This is a genomic window from Flavobacterium psychraerolatum, assembly GCF_025960985.1.
Taxonomy (GTDB): Bacteria; Bacteroidota; Bacteroidia; order Flavobacteriales; family Flavobacteriaceae; genus Flavobacterium.
Genome location: NZ_JAOQMX010000054.1, coordinates 1 through 17,968 on the forward strand (window position 1 = coordinate 1; position 17,968 = coordinate 17,968).

At 35.0% G+C, this 17,968-nt stretch carries 15 protein-coding genes and 1 tRNA gene; 4 read left to right on the forward strand and 12 right to left on the reverse strand.

Annotated elements, in window-relative coordinates; translation table 11 throughout:
* Window positions 1-215 precede the first annotated feature (215 nt).
* The gene (locus M2326_RS15615) at window positions 216-1,700 is read left to right on the forward strand and encodes a mannitol dehydrogenase family protein (RefSeq protein WP_264620476.1); all 1,485 of its coding nucleotides are present in this window, start codon (window positions 216-218) and stop codon (window positions 1,698-1,700) included.
* A 267-nt stretch (window positions 1,701-1,967) separates the two neighbouring features.
* Here M2326_RS15615 and M2326_RS15620 read toward each other — a convergent pair whose 3' ends face one another.
* The 6 genes from M2326_RS15620 to M2326_RS15645 all read right to left on the reverse strand — a co-directional run bounded on the left by M2326_RS15620 (window position 1,968) and on the right by M2326_RS15645 (window position 8,903).
* Window positions 1,968-2,849 (reverse strand): carbohydrate kinase family protein, encoded by an 882-nt coding sequence (locus M2326_RS15620; RefSeq protein ID WP_264620477.1) that lies wholly within the window; start codon window positions 2,847-2,849, stop codon window positions 1,968-1,970.
* Window positions 2,849-4,345 (reverse strand): mannitol dehydrogenase family protein, encoded by a 1,497-nt coding sequence (locus M2326_RS15625; RefSeq protein WP_264620478.1) that lies wholly within the window; start codon window positions 4,343-4,345, stop codon window positions 2,849-2,851. Before M2326_RS15625 ends, M2326_RS15620 begins: the two co-directional genes overlap by 1 nt.
* Before the next feature lie 5 nt (window positions 4,346-4,350).
* The gene (locus M2326_RS15630; protein WP_264620479.1) at window positions 4,351-5,322 is read right to left on the reverse strand and encodes an ABC transporter permease; all 972 of its coding nucleotides are present in this window, start codon (window positions 5,320-5,322) and stop codon (window positions 4,351-4,353) included.
* 27 nt (window positions 5,323-5,349) lie between these two features.
* Entirely contained in the window at window positions 5,350-6,867 is a 1,518-nt protein-coding gene (locus tag M2326_RS15635; protein WP_264620480.1) for a sugar ABC transporter ATP-binding protein, read from the reverse strand.
* A 75-nt stretch (window positions 6,868-6,942) separates the two neighbouring features.
* Window positions 6,943-7,992 carry a substrate-binding domain-containing protein gene (locus M2326_RS15640; RefSeq protein WP_264620481.1) on the reverse strand — a complete coding sequence of 350 codons (1,050 nt, stop codon included), beginning with the start codon at window positions 7,990-7,992 and terminating at the stop codon, window positions 6,943-6,945.
* Between the two features lie 29 nt (window positions 7,993-8,021).
* Window positions 8,022-8,903, reverse strand: a complete 882-nt coding sequence (locus tag M2326_RS15645) for a hypothetical protein (RefSeq protein ID WP_264620482.1) — start codon at window positions 8,901-8,903, stop codon at window positions 8,022-8,024.
* Window positions 8,904-9,387: 484 nt separating this feature from the next.
* Here M2326_RS15645 and M2326_RS15650 point away from each other — a divergent pair, with 484 nt between their 5' ends.
* Window positions 9,388-10,104 (forward strand): DsbA family oxidoreductase, encoded by a 717-nt coding sequence (locus M2326_RS15650; protein WP_264620483.1) that lies wholly within the window; start codon window positions 9,388-9,390, stop codon window positions 10,102-10,104.
* A 135-nt stretch (window positions 10,105-10,239) separates the two neighbouring features.
* On the opposite strand, the gene pth is transcribed toward M2326_RS15650, so the two are convergent.
* From pth to kduI, 4 genes are all read right to left on the reverse strand, one after another.
* Window positions 10,240-10,866, reverse strand: a complete 627-nt coding sequence (gene pth / locus M2326_RS15655) for an aminoacyl-tRNA hydrolase (protein WP_264620484.1) — start codon at window positions 10,864-10,866, stop codon at window positions 10,240-10,242.
* A gap of 199 nt (window positions 10,867-11,065) precedes the next feature.
* Window positions 11,066-12,241 (reverse strand): DUF4861 domain-containing protein, encoded by a 1,176-nt coding sequence (locus M2326_RS15660; RefSeq protein ID WP_264620485.1) that lies wholly within the window; start codon window positions 12,239-12,241, stop codon window positions 11,066-11,068.
* A gap of 21 nt (window positions 12,242-12,262) precedes the next feature.
* Window positions 12,263-13,057 carry a gluconate 5-dehydrogenase gene (locus M2326_RS15665; protein ID WP_264620486.1) on the reverse strand — a complete coding sequence of 265 codons (795 nt, stop codon included), beginning with the start codon at window positions 13,055-13,057 and terminating at the stop codon, window positions 12,263-12,265.
* Window positions 13,058-13,073: 16 nt separating this feature from the next.
* Entirely contained in the window at window positions 13,074-13,916 is an 843-nt protein-coding gene (gene kduI, locus M2326_RS15670) for a 5-dehydro-4-deoxy-D-glucuronate isomerase (protein WP_264620487.1), read from the reverse strand.
* 422 nt (window positions 13,917-14,338) lie between these two features.
* On the opposite strand from kduI, the gene M2326_RS15675 reads away from it, so the two are divergent.
* Window positions 14,339-15,361, forward strand: coding sequence for a LacI family DNA-binding transcriptional regulator (locus M2326_RS15675; RefSeq protein WP_264620488.1), 1,023 nt, complete (start codon window positions 14,339-14,341; stop codon window positions 15,359-15,361).
* A gap of 131 nt (window positions 15,362-15,492) precedes the next feature.
* Window positions 15,493-16,722 carry a hypothetical protein gene (locus M2326_RS15680; protein ID WP_264620489.1) on the forward strand — a complete coding sequence of 410 codons (1,230 nt, stop codon included), beginning with the start codon at window positions 15,493-15,495 and terminating at the stop codon, window positions 16,720-16,722.
* Window positions 16,723-17,230: 508 nt separating this feature from the next.
* Here the strand turns inward: M2326_RS15680 and M2326_RS15685 are convergent.
* Complete coding sequence (locus tag M2326_RS15685) at window positions 17,231-17,611, reverse strand: hypothetical protein (RefSeq protein ID WP_264620490.1); 381 nt, start codon at window positions 17,609-17,611, stop codon at window positions 17,231-17,233.
* A gap of 209 nt (window positions 17,612-17,820) precedes the next feature.
* Window positions 17,821-17,900: transfer RNA gene (locus tag M2326_RS15690), tRNA-Leu, on the reverse strand.
* Window positions 17,901-17,968 lie beyond the last annotated feature (68 nt).

Consider the following 17,968-nt stretch of genomic DNA (forward strand, 5'->3'; position numbering starts at 1 on the left):
CGCTTGCAACGGATTATATAAATCCTGTTACAAGCGTTTTTTTATTGTCTAAAAAACAATGATAATCAAAATATGCGATGTTTTTCAGTGCCCTCGTACAGCCTGACCCGCGTTTTTCAGCGGGGCACGCCCAAGTCCATCACTTAGTTCTCATTTTCTGAATATAATTGCGTATTTTTAACGCTTGAAAACTACAATATAGCTTACTATATACTATGGCAAAATCCTATTTCCTTACTGCCGAAAACTTATCTTCGTTACCTACAGACGTGTCTGTTCCATCGTACGATAGAAACCAGATTAATACAAGTATTTTACATATTGGGGTGAGCAACTTTCATCGTTCGCACCAAGCGTACTATGTACATGAGCTCATTGATAAGTATAAGGAATTGAACTATGGAATTTGCGGCGTAGATTTATTGGAATCTGATCGAAAAATCTATAGCGTTTTGAAAGATCAGGATGGACTTTTCACCTTATACACCAAAGAAAAAAATGGCGCTCATAAGGCTAAAGTTATTGGGTCGATTGTAGAATACTTTTACGGACCTGAAAATCCGATGGCGGTTATTGAAAAAATGGCACATCCTAATATTGAAATTATTTCGTTGACCATTGCCGAAGATGGGTATCACTTGAATGAAATCACGGGAGAATTTGATATGAATCATCCTGCGGTGTCAGAGGATATTAAAAACCCTTTTAGTCCGAAAACTGTTTTTGGCTATTTGACGCAGTCTTTTAAATTGCGAAAATTACGTAATCTCCCGGGCTGTACTATTTTGTCTTGTGACAATATCAAGTCCAACGGAAACACGATGAAACTATCTTTGTATAACTATGTGCGTAAAACTGAGCCTGAACTTTTGGATTGGATTACCCAAAACACGAGTTTCCCCAATACGATGGTTGATCGAATTACGCCAATAACTAATTCTGCCGACATTCAAACCCTTAAGAAAGACTTCTATATTGATGATCAATGGCCTGTAGTTTGTGAATCATTCTCACAATGGGTAATTGAAGACCAATTTATACACCAAAGACCTGTTTGGGACAAAGTTGGTGTGCAATACACTAACAACATTGCTCCGTTTGAAAACCTAAAACTACGATTGCTGAACGCTAGCCATACTATCTTGGGAATACTAGGGACATTACACGGCTATAAAACAGTGTATGAGACAGCTAATGATGAGGGTTTTTTGTTTTTTCTAAAAACATTTTTGGATGATGAAGTAACACCTACACTAACCGATTCTGGCAAGAAAACCATTGAAGATTATAAAAATAATTTGGTGATGCGTTTTCAAAACCCACATATTAATGACCAATTGTTTCGTATTTGTCAAGAGAGTTCGGCAAAAATTCCATTGTTTATTTTACCCACTATTACCCATCAATTGCAGAACGAAAAACAAGTTAGGAATGCTGCCTTTATTATTGCTGCTTGGGCCAAATACAATGACGGTATTGATGACAATGACCACCCTTATGATGTTGTGGATACAAAAAGTGGTACTTTAATTAGAACCGCAGCGCTATCCATTCAGCATCCTATGAAGTTCGTAGAAATTAAATCTATTTTTGGTGATTTGAGCGAGAACGAAACTTTTACTCCTTATTATTTGGAAGCACTTTCTCAATTGAGAGAAAATAAGGTAAAAGATTGTATTCGAAATTGGAATGCTAATTAATAGCTACCAAATTATGACTACGCTTAATGGGACAAAAGCGAAACTTTCGAGCATAAAAAAACTTCAAGATTTGCATCATGAAGTTTTACGTCAAATTATAAAATTGTTCAAGTTAAAAATTGTAATCTCTGAATTAATAATCCTTTAAAAAACAAGGATACCTTATTAAACATTCTTTAAACTTTAAAAAATATAACCATTAAGGAATTAAGATACGCTTTGACCTAACAATCAAAATCCCTTAATGGAGAAACATCTATAGTATACTTATTTACTCATTAACGCGATAATTTCGGTTTCGTTAATTTTTGGATTAGCTCCTTCATGACTGGCTACTAGAGCACCCATAGCACAAGCGTAATCTATCGCCTGTTGAGGGTCTGATTTTTTTACTAATTTATTGATAAGCGTTCCCAAGAAAGAATCTCCGGCGCCAACAGTATCTGCAACCGTAATTTTGTATCCTGGATTATAATAAAAATTACCTTCGAAGTACAAAATAGCACCTTTACTACCCAGGGTTACACAAATACAGTCACTATTTGTTTTATGAGCAATAAACAAAACAGTTGTCTCTAAACTCTTTGAATCTGAACCTAAAAGACCTGCTATTTCAAAAATTTCATCATCATTGAATTTAATAAAATTAGCCTCGTTCATCAAATGCTCCAAGATAGTCGCATCATAATAAGGCTTACGTAAATTGACATCAAAAACTTTGTATTTTGCTAATTTCAATAAGGAGTACAGTGTATTCCTTGACGTTTCGTCTCTTGAGGCCAAACTACCATAAATAAAGACATCTGCTGTTTTGGTAAGATTTTGGGCCACATCGGTCAATTGAATCTTGTCCCAAGCACGGGGTTTCATAATATCATATGAAGCCGATCCTGTTTCATCCAAGACTACTTTTACCTTACCAGTTTTATGAAGTGCATCAATTTGAACGCCTTTGACGTCTACCTTATTTTTTTTCATAAATTCAAGCAATTCACGCCCTTTATCATCCATACCAACGCTACTGATAATAGCTACTTCATTCTGCATGGATTCTAACCTCACAGCAACATTGAGAGGTGCTCCTCCAATTTTTTTATGGGTTGGAAATTCATCCCACAATACTTCTCCAAAACAGGTTGCTTTTATCATTATTTGTTGATTAAAGAGTTGCTATTCATCTCTACTATACATTTTTCAATACCAAAAGATACGATATCTTGATATGCTTTTGCGAAAGCATTAGCAAAAATTTCTGATTGACTTAAATTTCCAAAAACAGCATCTAATTGTAAAAAAGCTACCGGATTACTTTGCGCCAATTTGGCTTGTGCCAAAAGTGTTTCCTGCAAAACATCTTTGATATTGATCGCTTCTTTTCTCTCATTAAAACCTAGGCTATAAATAGACCAAGCTGCTATAACTATTGCTGCATGACTTACTGCCTTGTCTCCTTTTAATTGTTCTTGCACGGTTGGCAAAATAAATTTTGGGATCTTAGCTGAACATTCAGAACAAATTCTGTCGATTTGATCTTTTATGTAAATATTACTGAAACGATTGATTAAGGTTTGTTTGTAAGCTGTTAAATCCATTCCGTCTAGATCACGAAGAATAGGCGTAACCTCAACATCTAAATAGTTTGCCAAGAAGGTTCCAATTGCTGGATCTGTAACGGCTTCGTCAATGGTAGAATATCCCATAAGGCTACCCAGAATACCAACTACAGAATGGCCAGCATTCAATAATCCTAATTTCATTTTTTCGTAAGGAGCTACATTTTTTACAAATTGAACACCAACAGACTCCAGGTTTGGTCTTCCTGCAATAAAATCATCTTCGATTACCCATTGTTGAAACGATTCACAAACTACTGGCCACTGATCTTCAATTCTAGAAACTTCTTTTAGCTCGGCAATATCAGTAGGCATCGTTGCAGGCGTGATTCTATCGACCATGCTATTTGGAAAAGAAACATTACTTTCAATCCATTCTAATAATTCTGGTTGTGCAAACGCTACATACGACAAAAGCATTTTTTTAGCCACATGTCCGTTCCCTTCGATGTTATCACAAGAAAGAATGGTTACTGCTCCCGAATTTTTTTCTTTTCTTAATTTTAAAGCTTGTGTTAAATAGCCAAAAATAGTCTTTGGAGCCTCTGGATGATCACGATCGTGTATAATCTGAGGATTTTCTAAATTGAATTCACCAGTAGCTTCGTTCAAATTATAACCACCTTCTGTAATGGTGAGTGTAATGATTTTTACTTCAGGATTAGCCATTTTCTCAATGACTGCTCTTGGACTATCAGGCGCAAATAAATACTCAACAATAGAACCAATTACTCTTTTGGTTAAAGTGCCATCTAATTCTTTTACAACTAGTGTGTATAATCCATCTTGATCTTTTAAAACATTATATATTTTTTGATCGAAAGATAATAAAGCAACTCCACAAATACCCCAATTCGAGTTGGATTCATCGTGTAATAAATGATCTAAATACATGGCTTCGTGTGCTCTATGAAACCCACCAACACCAACATGAACAATTCCTGCTTTAACATTTTCTCTATTATAATTTGGCACAGAAACCCCTGCAGTAAGTTCTTTCAAACTACTGTTATTTAATTTATGATTTTTCATGATTATTATTTTTTGCTTTCGATTTTTTGAAATAATACGGCTAAGATGATGATGGCTCCTTTTACCACTTGTTGTGGATAGGAAGGGACATTAAGAAGATTTAAAATATTCCCTATTAGTCCTAAGATCAATACACCCATTAAGGTATTTACTGCATTCCCTTTTCCTCCATTAAGACTTGCACCACCAATAACTACGGCTGCAATGGCATCCAATTCCCAAGATACCCCCATGTTTGGTGAACCTAAGTTGGTTCTAGAAGCGGTAATGATTGCTGCAACAGCGGCCAAAGAACCTGATATTGCGTAAACTAAAAACTTATATTTACTTACTTTAATTCCTGATAATCGAGAAGCCTCCTCATTACTACCCATTGCAATTACCAATCTTCCAAACACATTGTACTTTAACATAACTGCCGCCATAGCAACGATAATAAAAAACACAATTGCAATATTGGGCACAAATAATGTGGAATTATTTGCAAAATTGGACATAAAAGAACCTCCTGGAGAATCAAAAGTTACTGGAGAACCTTTTGAATAAATAAAACCCAAACCTCTAGCAATCGTCATTAAAGCTAGGGTTGCAATAAAAGGTGCCATTTTTTGATAGGCAATCAAATATCCTGAGAAACTTCCCAAAATAAATCCTAGCACAATCGTTAACAAAATAGCAACAGGCAAGATCACTACATTTACTAAAATAGCAAACGTAACAGCCAATAAAGCCACAATGGAACCTACAGACAAATCGATACCGCCTGTTAAAATCACGATTAACATTCCGATACTTACTATCCCTATTCCAGATACTTGTTTTAATAAATTAGAAAGATTAGTTTCTGTAAAAAATACGTCTGATATTAATGCCGAGAAAATTACTAAAAGGACAAAAATAAAGATGGTGTTGTGTTTAAGTATGAACTTCAATATTCCGCCCAGACCATTTGATTGATTATTTATAGATGTTTTCATTATATTTAGATTTAATGTGATTAATGTTTATGCTTTTAATTCTTCGCCAATAGAATATCTTAAAATATTTTCTTCGGTGAATTTTTCTTTTGGCAATTCGCCAAATATGGATCCTTTGTGCATAACTAAAATTCGATCTGCAATTCCCATAATCTCCGGCATATCTGAAGAAATAACAATAACACCAACTCCTTTTTTTGCAACTTCATTGATAAGGTGATAAATCTCTATTTTGGCACCTACATCTACCCCTCGTGTTGGCTCATCAATAATAATCAGTTTACTATCAATACTTAACCATTTTGCCAAGGCTACTTTTTGTTGATTTCCACCAGATAAATTATTAACATCTACCTCACTACTTGGGGTTTTTATATTTAATTTCGAAATTAAATTATCTACATTATCACACTCTTTTTGATACTTTATAAAACCAAATTTATCAGAGATCGGTTTAAAATTTGTGATACTTATATTTCGTCTTATCGAAAGAGGCAAAAATACTCCTTCTTCTTTTCTGTCCTCAGACACAAATCCTATTTCATTTTTGACAGCATCAAAAGGAGAATCGGTTTTAATTACTTTGCCGTTTATAATTAAAGTTCCCGATTTCTTTTTATCGGCTCCAAAAATAAGTTTTGCCATTTCTGTTCTTCCGCTTCCTCCCAAACCTGCAATTCCAACGACTTCGCCAGGACAAACAGAGAAAGAAACATCTTTCACAAAACCATCACTTCCGTAGAGGTTTCTAACTTCAAAAACAGGTGTATGTTTTTCTATTGCATCCCGAATTGGGTATAAATCATCCAATTCACGACCAATCATTAATTTAATAACATTATCTTTATTAATCTCTTTGGTAGCCATACTTCCTGTATCAATTCCATCTTTTAACACAGTAATACTATCCGCTATTTTAAATATTTCATCCAAATGGTGAGAGATATAAATGATAGACATTCCTTCATTTTTCAATCTCAAAAGGTTGGTAAATAATTTTTGTGCATCATGTGGATCAAAAACAGTTGTTGGCTCATCTAGAATCAACACTTTGGTATCTTCAGAAAGTGCTTTTGCTATTTCTACCACTTGTTTTTGAACAATACTTAAATCTCTAACAATGGCCGATGCATCAATCACAAATCCCAAAGAATCAATTAAATCCTGAGCATCTTTGGTAATTTCTTTCCAATTCATCCAAAATTTACTAGCTCCTAATTTGTGCAAATAAATATTTTCGGCAACGGATAAATCATTTACTAATGACAATTCCTGATACACCACGCTTATTCCTAATACTTGTCCGTCGTGGGTGTTTTTGGGGTTAATTTCTTCTCCATTGAGCAAAATTTTTCCACCATCTTTTTGATGTACTCCACTTAGGATTTTGACTAAAGTAGATTTTCCAGCTCCATTTTCTCCGAGTAAAGCATGAATTTCTCCCTGCTTGACTTTTAAATTAACACCCTGCAGAACAGAAACAACTCCAAAACTTTTGGCTATGCCAGTCATTTCAACTCGGTATTCACTTTTTATATTTTCCATACTACTTTAGTTTTGTTATCCTTTTGGGGGTATATTATATTTTTAAAATGTACACCCAACAAGATTTTTATTAGATTAAAACAATGCTTTTGGGTTGTAATATTTAGCAGCATTTTCTTTTGTGATTAACAAAGGGGCAGTAAATGATATTTTAGAGAAATCTCTTTTACCATTGATATATTGAATGGCAGCTTCTACAGAATTTATTCCAATTTGAACTGGGCTATTCATTGCAGTACAACCGTAGAAATCGGTATCCATGATGTATTTGATTGCTTCTTTTTGACCATCTGCACCAGCAACGATTAAGATATCGTTTGTTTTACCAGCTTTTGCAATCGCTTTAATCGCTCCCAACACACAAACGTCAGATTCTGTGATCACTAAATTCACATCTGGGTGTGCAACCAGTACATCTTCCATCGCTTTTTGTCCTCCTGCATACGTCCACTCTGTGTAGGCTTGTGTAACTACATTTAGGTTAATATACCCTAAAGTTCTTAATTGCTCCTCGGTAATACCTTGTAACAAACCTTGTTTACGAGTTCTACCAACTGGGTTTCCTGCATTACCACTTAACAAAGCTATATTCATTTTTTTAGATCCGAATTTTTTAGCAGCCCATGCACCAGCTAATTCTCCATTTGCCAAATTGTTGGATTGAATCGTAGTTACAAATTCTGCAACAGGATTAATAGAACTGTCGATAATAAAAACTGGGATTCCCGCTTTATTAGCTACTTTAGTAACTTCTACCAATGCATCTGGATCTTTTGGGTTTAATAATAAAGCATCAACTCCCTTGGTAATTAAGTCCTCACAAGCAGCAATTTGCTTACTGATATCTCCTTGACCATCTGCAGACAAAAAAACCATCCCGTTTGCTTCTGTAGTTTCTTTAATACTTGTCAAAAGTGCTTGGTAATAAGGTGCATCTAAAGAAGGAGAACAATATCCAATTGTCATTCCTTTTAAATCTTTTGCACTTTCAAATTTGATCCCTGTACTTGCTGTTGCGATTGCATCACCTTCAGCACCCTTTTCTTTATCGATACAACTTGTTGCAGATACAACAATTGCTAACATCAATAATGGTTTAACCATTTTTCTTAATACTGTTTTCATAGTCTATAGTTTTGATTGTTAATTTGTAATTAAAATATTTTAGCAGCAATTTGAAGTACTGTTTTTTGTTTTTCTGGATTCCACATTGCAGTCACATCAACAGGTAAAACATAATTAGCAATAGCAACTTTTTTTGAGAGTGTCGCCCCAACATTAATTATATTTCCTTTACCTTCAGTATAAAAAGTTTTATCGTTAATAAAAGAGTAAGCGCCACCTGCAAAAAGGGATAAACTTGTTCCATTTTTTTCGAATACCTTGCTTTTAACTTCTAAGTAGTGAGTGTAAGAGTCTCTCAATGATCCATCACCTTGAACTTCATAATCTCCAGCACGACCCGCCAAAATGGTGGCTAAATATAAAGAAGTGTTTTTTGTAACTTGGTAACCAAAGTTTAAATCTACAAAATTATAACCTTGTCTTTTGTCATAACTCCAATAATGTAACACATCACCTCTTTCTTCGACACCAGTGTAATTGTTATGAGTAACTGCTTCGATAAAAAATTTATCTGTAAAGTGATAAGCAGTGTAAATAGAGAACTCTTTGTAATTAGCACCAACATCAGCTCCAGTTTTTTTATTTGTTACATCAGAAGCAGCACCAGCGCCACCCCAAAATCCAAAAGTGAATTTTTTGTCCCTAGAATTGAATTCTAAATTGGTAGCAAACATAGGACCAGGAGTCACTACAAACCCGTGCCACAAGTGCATGTTTTTAACCTGAAGACCAAAAGAAAAAGGTTGGTAAGTATCTACTATCTCGTTTACAGTATCAACATGAGTGGTTTTCTTTTGTGCTTGTAAAGCAGTTGCCCCAAAAAGAATACCTATTACCAATATCTGTAATATTACTTTTTTTCTCAGCTTTTGTCCGCTAGTAGTTGTTGTGGTTTGGAATACTTGTTTCATAATAAATAATAGTTTTAGTTAGTTTAGTTTGTGGTCTTAAATAAAACGTCTTTTTTACGTTTTATTAAAACAAAGATATAATTAATATTGACATAAATATTTTTTTTAGGGGTTAAAAAAACATTTAATTCATTAATTATATTCAATTATTACCATAATACTAGATTTAATAAGGGTTTAACAAGATATTGTTATTACGTATATATAACGTTTATTATTAATAAAAGAAAGAATTTTCAACTATTACGATAGAGTTGAACAGCAGAAAAAGAAAATTTTGATTAGAATTAGTTATACAAAAGCCGTTTAATCAGCAAAAAAAAGCGAGTATATCACTCCAAATTAATGTTCTATACTAAAAACAAGCAACAAAGAAGCCCTACTTTTTATAAAGTAAAACGACTATTAAATCCTAAGAAAATATTAATCTCCTTTCTATTCCAAAAAGACTTCACTACATTTGTATATACAAATATTAGAAAAAATGGAAAACACACTTAAAATACAGATATGGTCAGATGTAATGTGCCCATATTGCTACATAGGAAAAAGAAGAATCGAAAATGCACTCGAGCAGTTTGGTCATAAAGAGGCTATCGAAGTCGAATGGAAGAGTTTTCAGCTTGATGCCAACTTTGTTGCTTCAAAAGACGACAACATTTACGACCACTTAGCCGAAAAGTATAGAAAAGACAAAGATTGGGCGAAAGAAATGGTAGACAGCATGACTCAAAATGCAAAAAATACCGGACTTGAGTTTAATTTTGACAAAGCTATCCTGGCCAACTCACACAATGCACACCGACTTTTACATTTAGCCAAAAAACACAATGTGGGTGATGAATTAAAAGAATTATTGTTCAAAGCCTACATGACCGACGGGAAAGATGTAAACGACTTACCTACGCTATCAGCACTTGGACAAGAAGTAGGATTGGAAAAATCAGTAGTTGACGAAGTTTTACATTCCAATGCTTTCGAACAGGAAGTTCAAAATGACATCGCTATGGCCCAACAAATAGGCGTACAAGGCGTACCATTCTTTGTATTCGATAATAAATATGCCGTTTCTGGCGCACAACATGTGGAGACTTTTGTTAAAACGCTTGAGAAAGTATGGGAAGAAGGAACTTTTGGACCAAAATTAACTTTGTTGAATACTGAAGAAGGAGATAGTTGTGGGATTGAAGGATGCAACTAATTAGCACCAAGCAAACATGTATAGCTAATCAATCAACACTGTACCTAAACAGTTTTTAAATACAGTTGCCACGATTGTTGCACTACAATTTAACCTTGTAGCATAACATTCGTGGCAACTCTTTTTTTGCCTAAATTATTTACCATTATAAGAGGTCATAGTCAACTCTAGTCCAGCCATTCCAAATGATTTGATTATTTCAGAGGCTATTTCGTAACGCTCCGGCAATAGCGCGTCCTCTTCAGCGTTCCACTCACCAAGAACATAATCGACTTGTTTTCCTTTTTTGAATTCGTCACTGATTCCAAAGCGGAAACGTGCATATACATTAGAATTTAGTTCGAAATTAATATTTTTCAAACCGTTGTGACCACCGTCGCTTCCTTTGGGCTTAATTCGAATAGCACCAAAAGACAAATTTAAATCATCGGTTATCACCAAAAGATTTTCTACGGGAATATTCTCTTTGTCTAACCAATACTTCACGGCTTTACCGCTCAAGTTCATGTAGGTATTAGGCTTTAAAAGCAAAAAAGAGCGACCTTTTAATTTGAACTCCGCCATGGTTCCCAATTTTACAGTTTCGAAAGAGACTCCTTCCTTTCGAGCCAAAAAATCAACCACTTTAAAACCTATGTTGTGACGGGTATTCACATACTCCGCGCCTATATTCCCTAATCCAACTATTAAAAATTTCTTCATATTATCGGTTTTGTCCGCTACGGGTACAGATGAAAACAATTGTTGTATCCATTTTATCATGGGGCAAAAATAAGGGTAAAATAGCAAACAAAAAAAATCCTTTTACAAATGACAGTGCAAATGTAAAAGGACTTATTATTTATTGCATTACTAATCAACATCTGCCACAACTGAAAAGTTTAATTGTAAAAGATATAAACGAATACTACAGAAAACTTAGTCGCTTAACTTCTAAGACACTTAGCTCATTCGATTAAAACTATTTGGCCAAGGAAACTACCAATGGATGATTGATGTTTTCAGAGAATTGATTCAAATAATTCTCCCATTCTGTAGCATTTTTGATATCACCTTGCTTTTTCCAACCGTGACCTGCATAGTAAACCACTTTATTGTTTTTTACTTTCAAGTTCGCAAAGGCATTACTCAAATCAGCTTTTGGAGTATCGTAGGTTTCAAAATCACAAAAATATTCTTTGGTAGCCACAATTGCAGTTCCGATTTCCGAATCTCCAATTGGTTCATAATAACTCACCCAACCGTTTTTCTTATTTCCTGTCACTTTACCTTTCTTTTCGTGAAGTGTCAAGCCAGCAGCTATAGTTTTGGTTCCTTTCAACGAAGTTTCAAATTTTGACATTCGGCTACCATAATCCAAACTAATGATTTTGGACTCGACGATTTCATTACCATCTGCATCCCAATCTGCGTAATTCAGATAAAAACTAGTTCGAATTGGACCAGTAGTTATGGTTTTGTATTCGGTATAATTTTTGCCAAGATAGTAACCTCCTTTGCCTTTAACCGCAATTCCGCCCACTCCTCTACTAGAACCTACGTGAAAATTATCCAAACCTTCGCCTGTATCCTCGTGATAGCTCCCTGTTTTATCAACTACTTTCTTGTACCATTTATTGATAATTGGGTAATCAACTCGTTTTAACCAAGCATCTACTCCACTCGAAAGTGTACCTCCTTTTACCTTATCTTCAATCATTTTTTGAGCAACAGGCCCGTATACTCTAAAGGCTACTTTGTTGTTTTCCCAAGTATAATCATCGGTACGTTCTGGTACAAAGCGAGAGTAACAGTAGTCTATTGACATTGGCTTTTCTTGATCAGAAACTGTTACTACCTCAAACTCCTGAGTAGTTTTTGCAGCAACAACTGGCTGAAACAATAGCTCGTCCATAGTGCCGTCACCATCATTATCTACCAATTGAGTAACTAATAGTTTTCCCGTTTTCTTGTCTCGAATACCTAAGTTATTCAAATCATTGGTATTCAAAAAACTTTTGGTCAAGGTTACTGTTTCAAATGAGCGTTCTTTATTCAAGACATTCTTCACTTTTACCGTAGTCACCTTTTGTTTCGAACCAAAAGAGAACAAAAGACAAGCCGTAACCGCACTATAAATTATTTTATAAACTTTCATAACAATGGTTTATTGGTACAATTAAATTTCGTTTGATGGCTTACCGATTGTTGCTAAGATTCCACCGTCTACATACAAAATATGTCCATTGACAAAATCACTGGCTTTAGAACTTAAAAAGATAGCCGCCCCTTGCAAGTCCTCAGGATCTCCCCAACGAGCAGCAGGTGTTCTACCCAAAATAAATTCATTAAAAGGATGTCCGTCCACACGAATTGGTTCGGTTTGCGTCGTAGCAAAATAACCAGGACCAATTCCGTTTACCTGTATGTTGTGTTTTGCCCATTCGGTCGCCATATTTTTGGTCAACATTTTCAGTCCACCTTTGGCAGCCGCATAAGCACCAACAGTACTACGACCCAACTCACTCATCATCGAACAAATATTGATGATTTTTCCCTGCTTGCGTGCAATCATTCCTTTTACTACATGTTTCGAAACGATGAAAGGACTAATTAAATCGACTTTAATCACCTCTTCAAAATCGGCAACTTCCATGTCTTCAAGTGGAATCCTTTTAATAATTCCGGCATTATTCACCAAAATATCAATAACACCTACTTCTTTTTCGATCAAAGCGATATTTTGCTTAACCGCTTCTTCATTAGTAACATCAAACAAATATCCGTGAGCAGTAATTCCTAAATTCTTGTAAGCACTAACAGCTGCATCCAATTTTTCTTGAGATGAGGCGCCATTGATAACCAAAATTGCCCCAGCGTTACCTAAACCGATCGCCATAGCCTGACCCAATCCATGCGTTCCGCCCGTAACCAAGGCCACTTTGCCTGTTAAATCAAATAAATTAATTGACATATATTTTTATTTAAAATTATCTTAAGTCCGTAATATTGCAAAAATCCATATCTCCATAATCCAAGTTTTCACCCGCCATTCCCCAAATAAAAGAATAGTTACTAGTTCCTGAACCAGAGTGAATGGACCATGGTGGTGAAATTACCGCTTGATTATTCCCCATCCAAATATGTCTAGTTTCGTCTGGTTGTCCCATGAAATGACAAACAGCTTGATTTTCTGGTATTTCGAAATAAAAATACACTTCCATTCTACGGTCGTGTACGTGGGCAGGCATAGTATTCCACACACTACCAGAATGCAAAGTTGTCATACCCATTTGCAATTGACAAACATCAACTACGCTGTTTACAATATATTTTCTAAGTGTACGTCTGTTGGCTGTTTCAGGAGCACCCAATTCTACCACTTCAACATCATCAATTCCGATTTTTTTGATTGGATAAGCTTTATGAGCAGGAGTTGAATTGATATAAAATTTAGCTGGATTTGCAGCGTCAGCACTTGCAAAAGAAACATTTTCGTTTCCTTGACCTACATACAATGCTTCTTTATGCTCCAAATTATATGCTTCGCCGTTGACAGTCACAGTTCCAGCACCACCTACATTAATAATCCCAAGTTCTCTGCGCTCCAAGAAGAAGCCTGCTTTCAATTGATCAATGCTTTCTAATACAACCGATTTTTCAACTGGCATTACCCCACCTACAATATAGCGATCATAATGTGAATATACTAGCGTAATATCATCGGCAACAAATAAGTTTTCGATCAAAAATTCTTTACGTAATTTAGCTGTATCACAGGACTTTACATCTCCCGGTGCTGCGGCATAACGCGACTCATATTTCTTTTCCATCTTATCTTTTTTTTTATAAATTTTAGTAAATATACAATTAATAACTCAAAATACAATCGATTGTATTTTATTTATGAATTACTTATATTTGTAGTAAACTATATGATCTTAACAACGTAGGCCGAAACTTTTTTGGGCGTGCCCTGCCGAATCCCGAAAAGTCAGGAGCGGGTCAGGCTACCGACTTTTCGGGACGTTTCGAACCAATTTCTCTGACCTCCGATGAATTTTATTACTATGTGACGTACTCTTTTTATGGGCAGAAAAAGGATTTCCACCCCGAACCTTCGAGGCCATCATTCACGCAAACCATTACAACAACACGTTTTTTTGGTAAAAATGAAAAACTTTTGAATGATCGGCAAAAAATTCAATCAACTGTTAATTTAAAAAACACCTACCTTTGAACGCAATCTATAGCCATGAAAAACAACAACGTAACCATTCATGATATTTCTAAAGCTTTAGAAATTGACAGTTCAACCGTTTCGCGAGCCCTTAACGACAGTCCGCGTGTATCTCAAAAAACGAAAGATAAAATCCTAAGCAAAGCCACCGAATTAGGCTATCAACGCAATAGTTTGGCGTCTAAACTAAGAACCAACAAAACGCACTCCATTGGTGTCATCGTACCACGTATTGCGCGTCAGTTTTTTTCATCAGTCATTGCGGGTGTCGAAGAAACTGCCTTCAACGCTGGTTACGATGTGATCATTTGCCAGTCCATGGATGATTACGAGAGAGAGAAAAAACTAATGAACACGATGCTATCCAATAGAGTCGATGGTGTTTTGATTTCTGTTTCCATGAAAACCACGCATTACGATCATTTTAAAGAATACCAAAAACAAGGCTTCCCAATCCTCTTTTTTGACCGTCCTTGCGATTTAGAAAATAGCACCAACGTAATCATTGATGATTTCAAAATTAGCTTTCAAGCTACCGAACACTTAATTGAACAAGGTTGCAAAAATATTGTTCATTTTGCAGGTCCTCAAAATTCTGAATTGTACAAAAGAAGAACCAACGGTTATAAGGCATCCTTAACAAAGCACAATATTCCGATTAGAGAAAATTATATTCTTGAATCCACTTTAATGAAAGAAGACGGAATACAAATGGCGCAACAACTACTTGAACTCCCACTTGTAGATGGCGTTTTTTCGTCCAACGATATTTCGGCTATAAATGCTATCCAAACCTTAAAAGATAAAGGAATCAAAATTCCTCAAGATATTGCTTTTGTAGGCTTTAGTAACGAAGCGGTTTCGGCAGTAATCGAACCTTCACTTTCGACCATCAAACAACCCGATTTTGAGATGGGAAAAGTGGCTGCGAGTTTATTATTCGAACAAATTAACACCAAAGCAAATCTAAGAATTAATCAAACTATGATTTTGGAACCTGAATTAATTATTAGGGATTCTTCGAGGAGGAAAAACTAAAACTTAATTGTTTTATAGATTTTCCTTCACTAAAAACGACTTTCACTAAAAACGATTAGCCCAATTGTATCATTAGAAATAAGCATTAACTTAGCATACAAATACTATCTTTAAAAAACATATTAATCCTAATGAAAAGAATCATACCACCTATTCTCGCTGCATTATGTTTTATATCAAGTATTAGTCAAGCGCAACTTCGTGTTGGAGACCCCGGTGTTACCATTAACCTTTCCGCAATTGATGCCAATAAAACGAATTACCCACAAATGATTCGTTGGGCTAAGGCGGGTGTTATAGGCGGGGTACCTTTTGTGAATGATATCAATTTCGTAAAAAAAACAGCTATAAATGAAGGAAATAGCACTGCAATAAATGCTGCTATTATTGCTTTATCGAACAGTCTTACCGCTGGACAAAAAGGACTTTTGACCCTACATAATGGAAATTATACAATCGATGATCGCATTCAAATGATGTCAAATGTATCTCTTATTGGACAAAGTAGAGAAGGTGTTATCTGCACCATTACTATGGTCGGAGGAAATGCATTTGCTTTTTACAATGTCAGCAAATGTGGTCTTTATAATCTAACTATACAAGGAGGCTGGGGAATACCTGTTTACGCTTGGAATTACGGCTTAGATGAAAATGAGGAAATAACGAATGCCAATATATCCGTAAAACTTTCTGGCACAACAAATAATTGCTGGCTCGATAAAGTCACAATTTTGAATAGTGCCAATGATCCCTTACGCTGTAATGCAGAACACAATACATTGCGTGATTTAACCGTAGATGGTTGCCATAGAAAAGCGGGAGGTGCAGAAGGATACTTTTTTATTCAAAATAGAGATAATCTAATTACAGGCTGTAACATAACACACATTAGACACATTACACTTCAAGGGCCCAACGTAGAATACAATGTAGTTTATGACAATGACTTCAAACAAGAAATAAGTTTTCACAATGGAGACAACGGAAATAACTTAATCGAATTTAACAAAATCACTCTTCCTTTTGATATGCCTCCTGTTGAGGCCAGTGAACCAGGACCAGCTATTATAAAAACAAATTCCCCTGATTACTTTGCTATAATGGGCCCTTGGTCAAACAAACATACTCTTTCTAATTATCCAAATTTTGTATTTCGCAATTCTTGCTTACAAAACAATCAAAACTATAGTCCTACCAATACCCCTTGGTCCGATAACAACAAGGTATATTATGGCCCTAAAAAAATAGCTAAAACACTTGCTGACAAAATTACGAACTTTCCAGAATATCCTGTAGGACCACCAATTGGGTCAACATTATATGCCGTTATTGGTTTTACTCCTAAGAATATTGATTTGTAGGGAGCAGCTATAATCAATTTAAAAAAAAAATAATAAAAACATAAATCAAAATGCTTTCACTGCTAGTTTAAAACTGGTGTTTAATAAAGTATATCCCTACGAAAAAGTTAGTTAGACAACTGGTATAGAAAAACGTGATATCTTAAAAAGGAGTGCCAAAAAGATAAAAAATGAGCCTAAAAAGAGAAATTAATTTTGTCTGAGAAAGTTTGTACACAAAACCTTAATTAACATCTTTATTTATAATTTCTCGATTGCAATTGAAGTTATTATAAAATTGGGAACAAACTTTCTTCTGTCGATTTTTTTTTGGTATAAATAAAATCCCAGAATGTAATTTTAATTTTCTGATGGAGCTGAAAAAGTTATCACTTCAACTATAAAATCAGTCATTATTACAAAAGTATCGTACAAAGAACTTCAACCTTCTTTATACTCCTAAAATTGAACTATAATTAGACAGCTAACTCAAATAAACTCTACATAATTTCACAAAGTTCCAATAAGCTCATTTTATAATACTTGGGCCTTTATACACTTCTATTAAACCATTTTTCCATTCTACAGTTTGAACTACAAATTCTAATGAAATTAAAGACCCTCTCTTAATTACTTTCAAAATACCATTAACTGCCGCTTCGTTTGCAAAAATTGTGGTTTTCTCTTCGTTTTCCGGATTTTTATCTCTAAAATACTGAAGAACTTTTTCAGCAATATCCTTATTAATTGTCGGTCTTGAGTTAAAAGTGCTTACAATAATTGTTTTACCCGCAGTTTTTATAATAAGTTCGATACCATTGTTACCATATAAATATTCTTCAAATTTGGTTTGAGTTTGAGCAAATGAGCTAAAAGAGACCAGAAACAAAATTAGTATACATATTCTCATAATCATAAAATACACAAAGGAATACAATTAATAATGAGCCCGAAATAACAGCTCTTAAAAGGTATAAACTATTTAATAAACAAAACTTCTAAATAACAACACTCCATACACAACAGCCAACTTATTAAAAACTAACAAAATATCACAAAGTAATACGGAATCCAATTATATAAAAAAACCTCGTAATCAAATGATTACGAGGTTTTAAGTACCCGGAGCCGGAGTCGAACCGGCACGGTTTCCCACAGGTGTTTGAGACCAGCGCGTCTACCAATTCCGCCATCCGGGCTTAGCAAACAGGAAATGACGACAGTCACTCCAACGCATTAAAATAATGATCTTGCAACCGTTATTTCT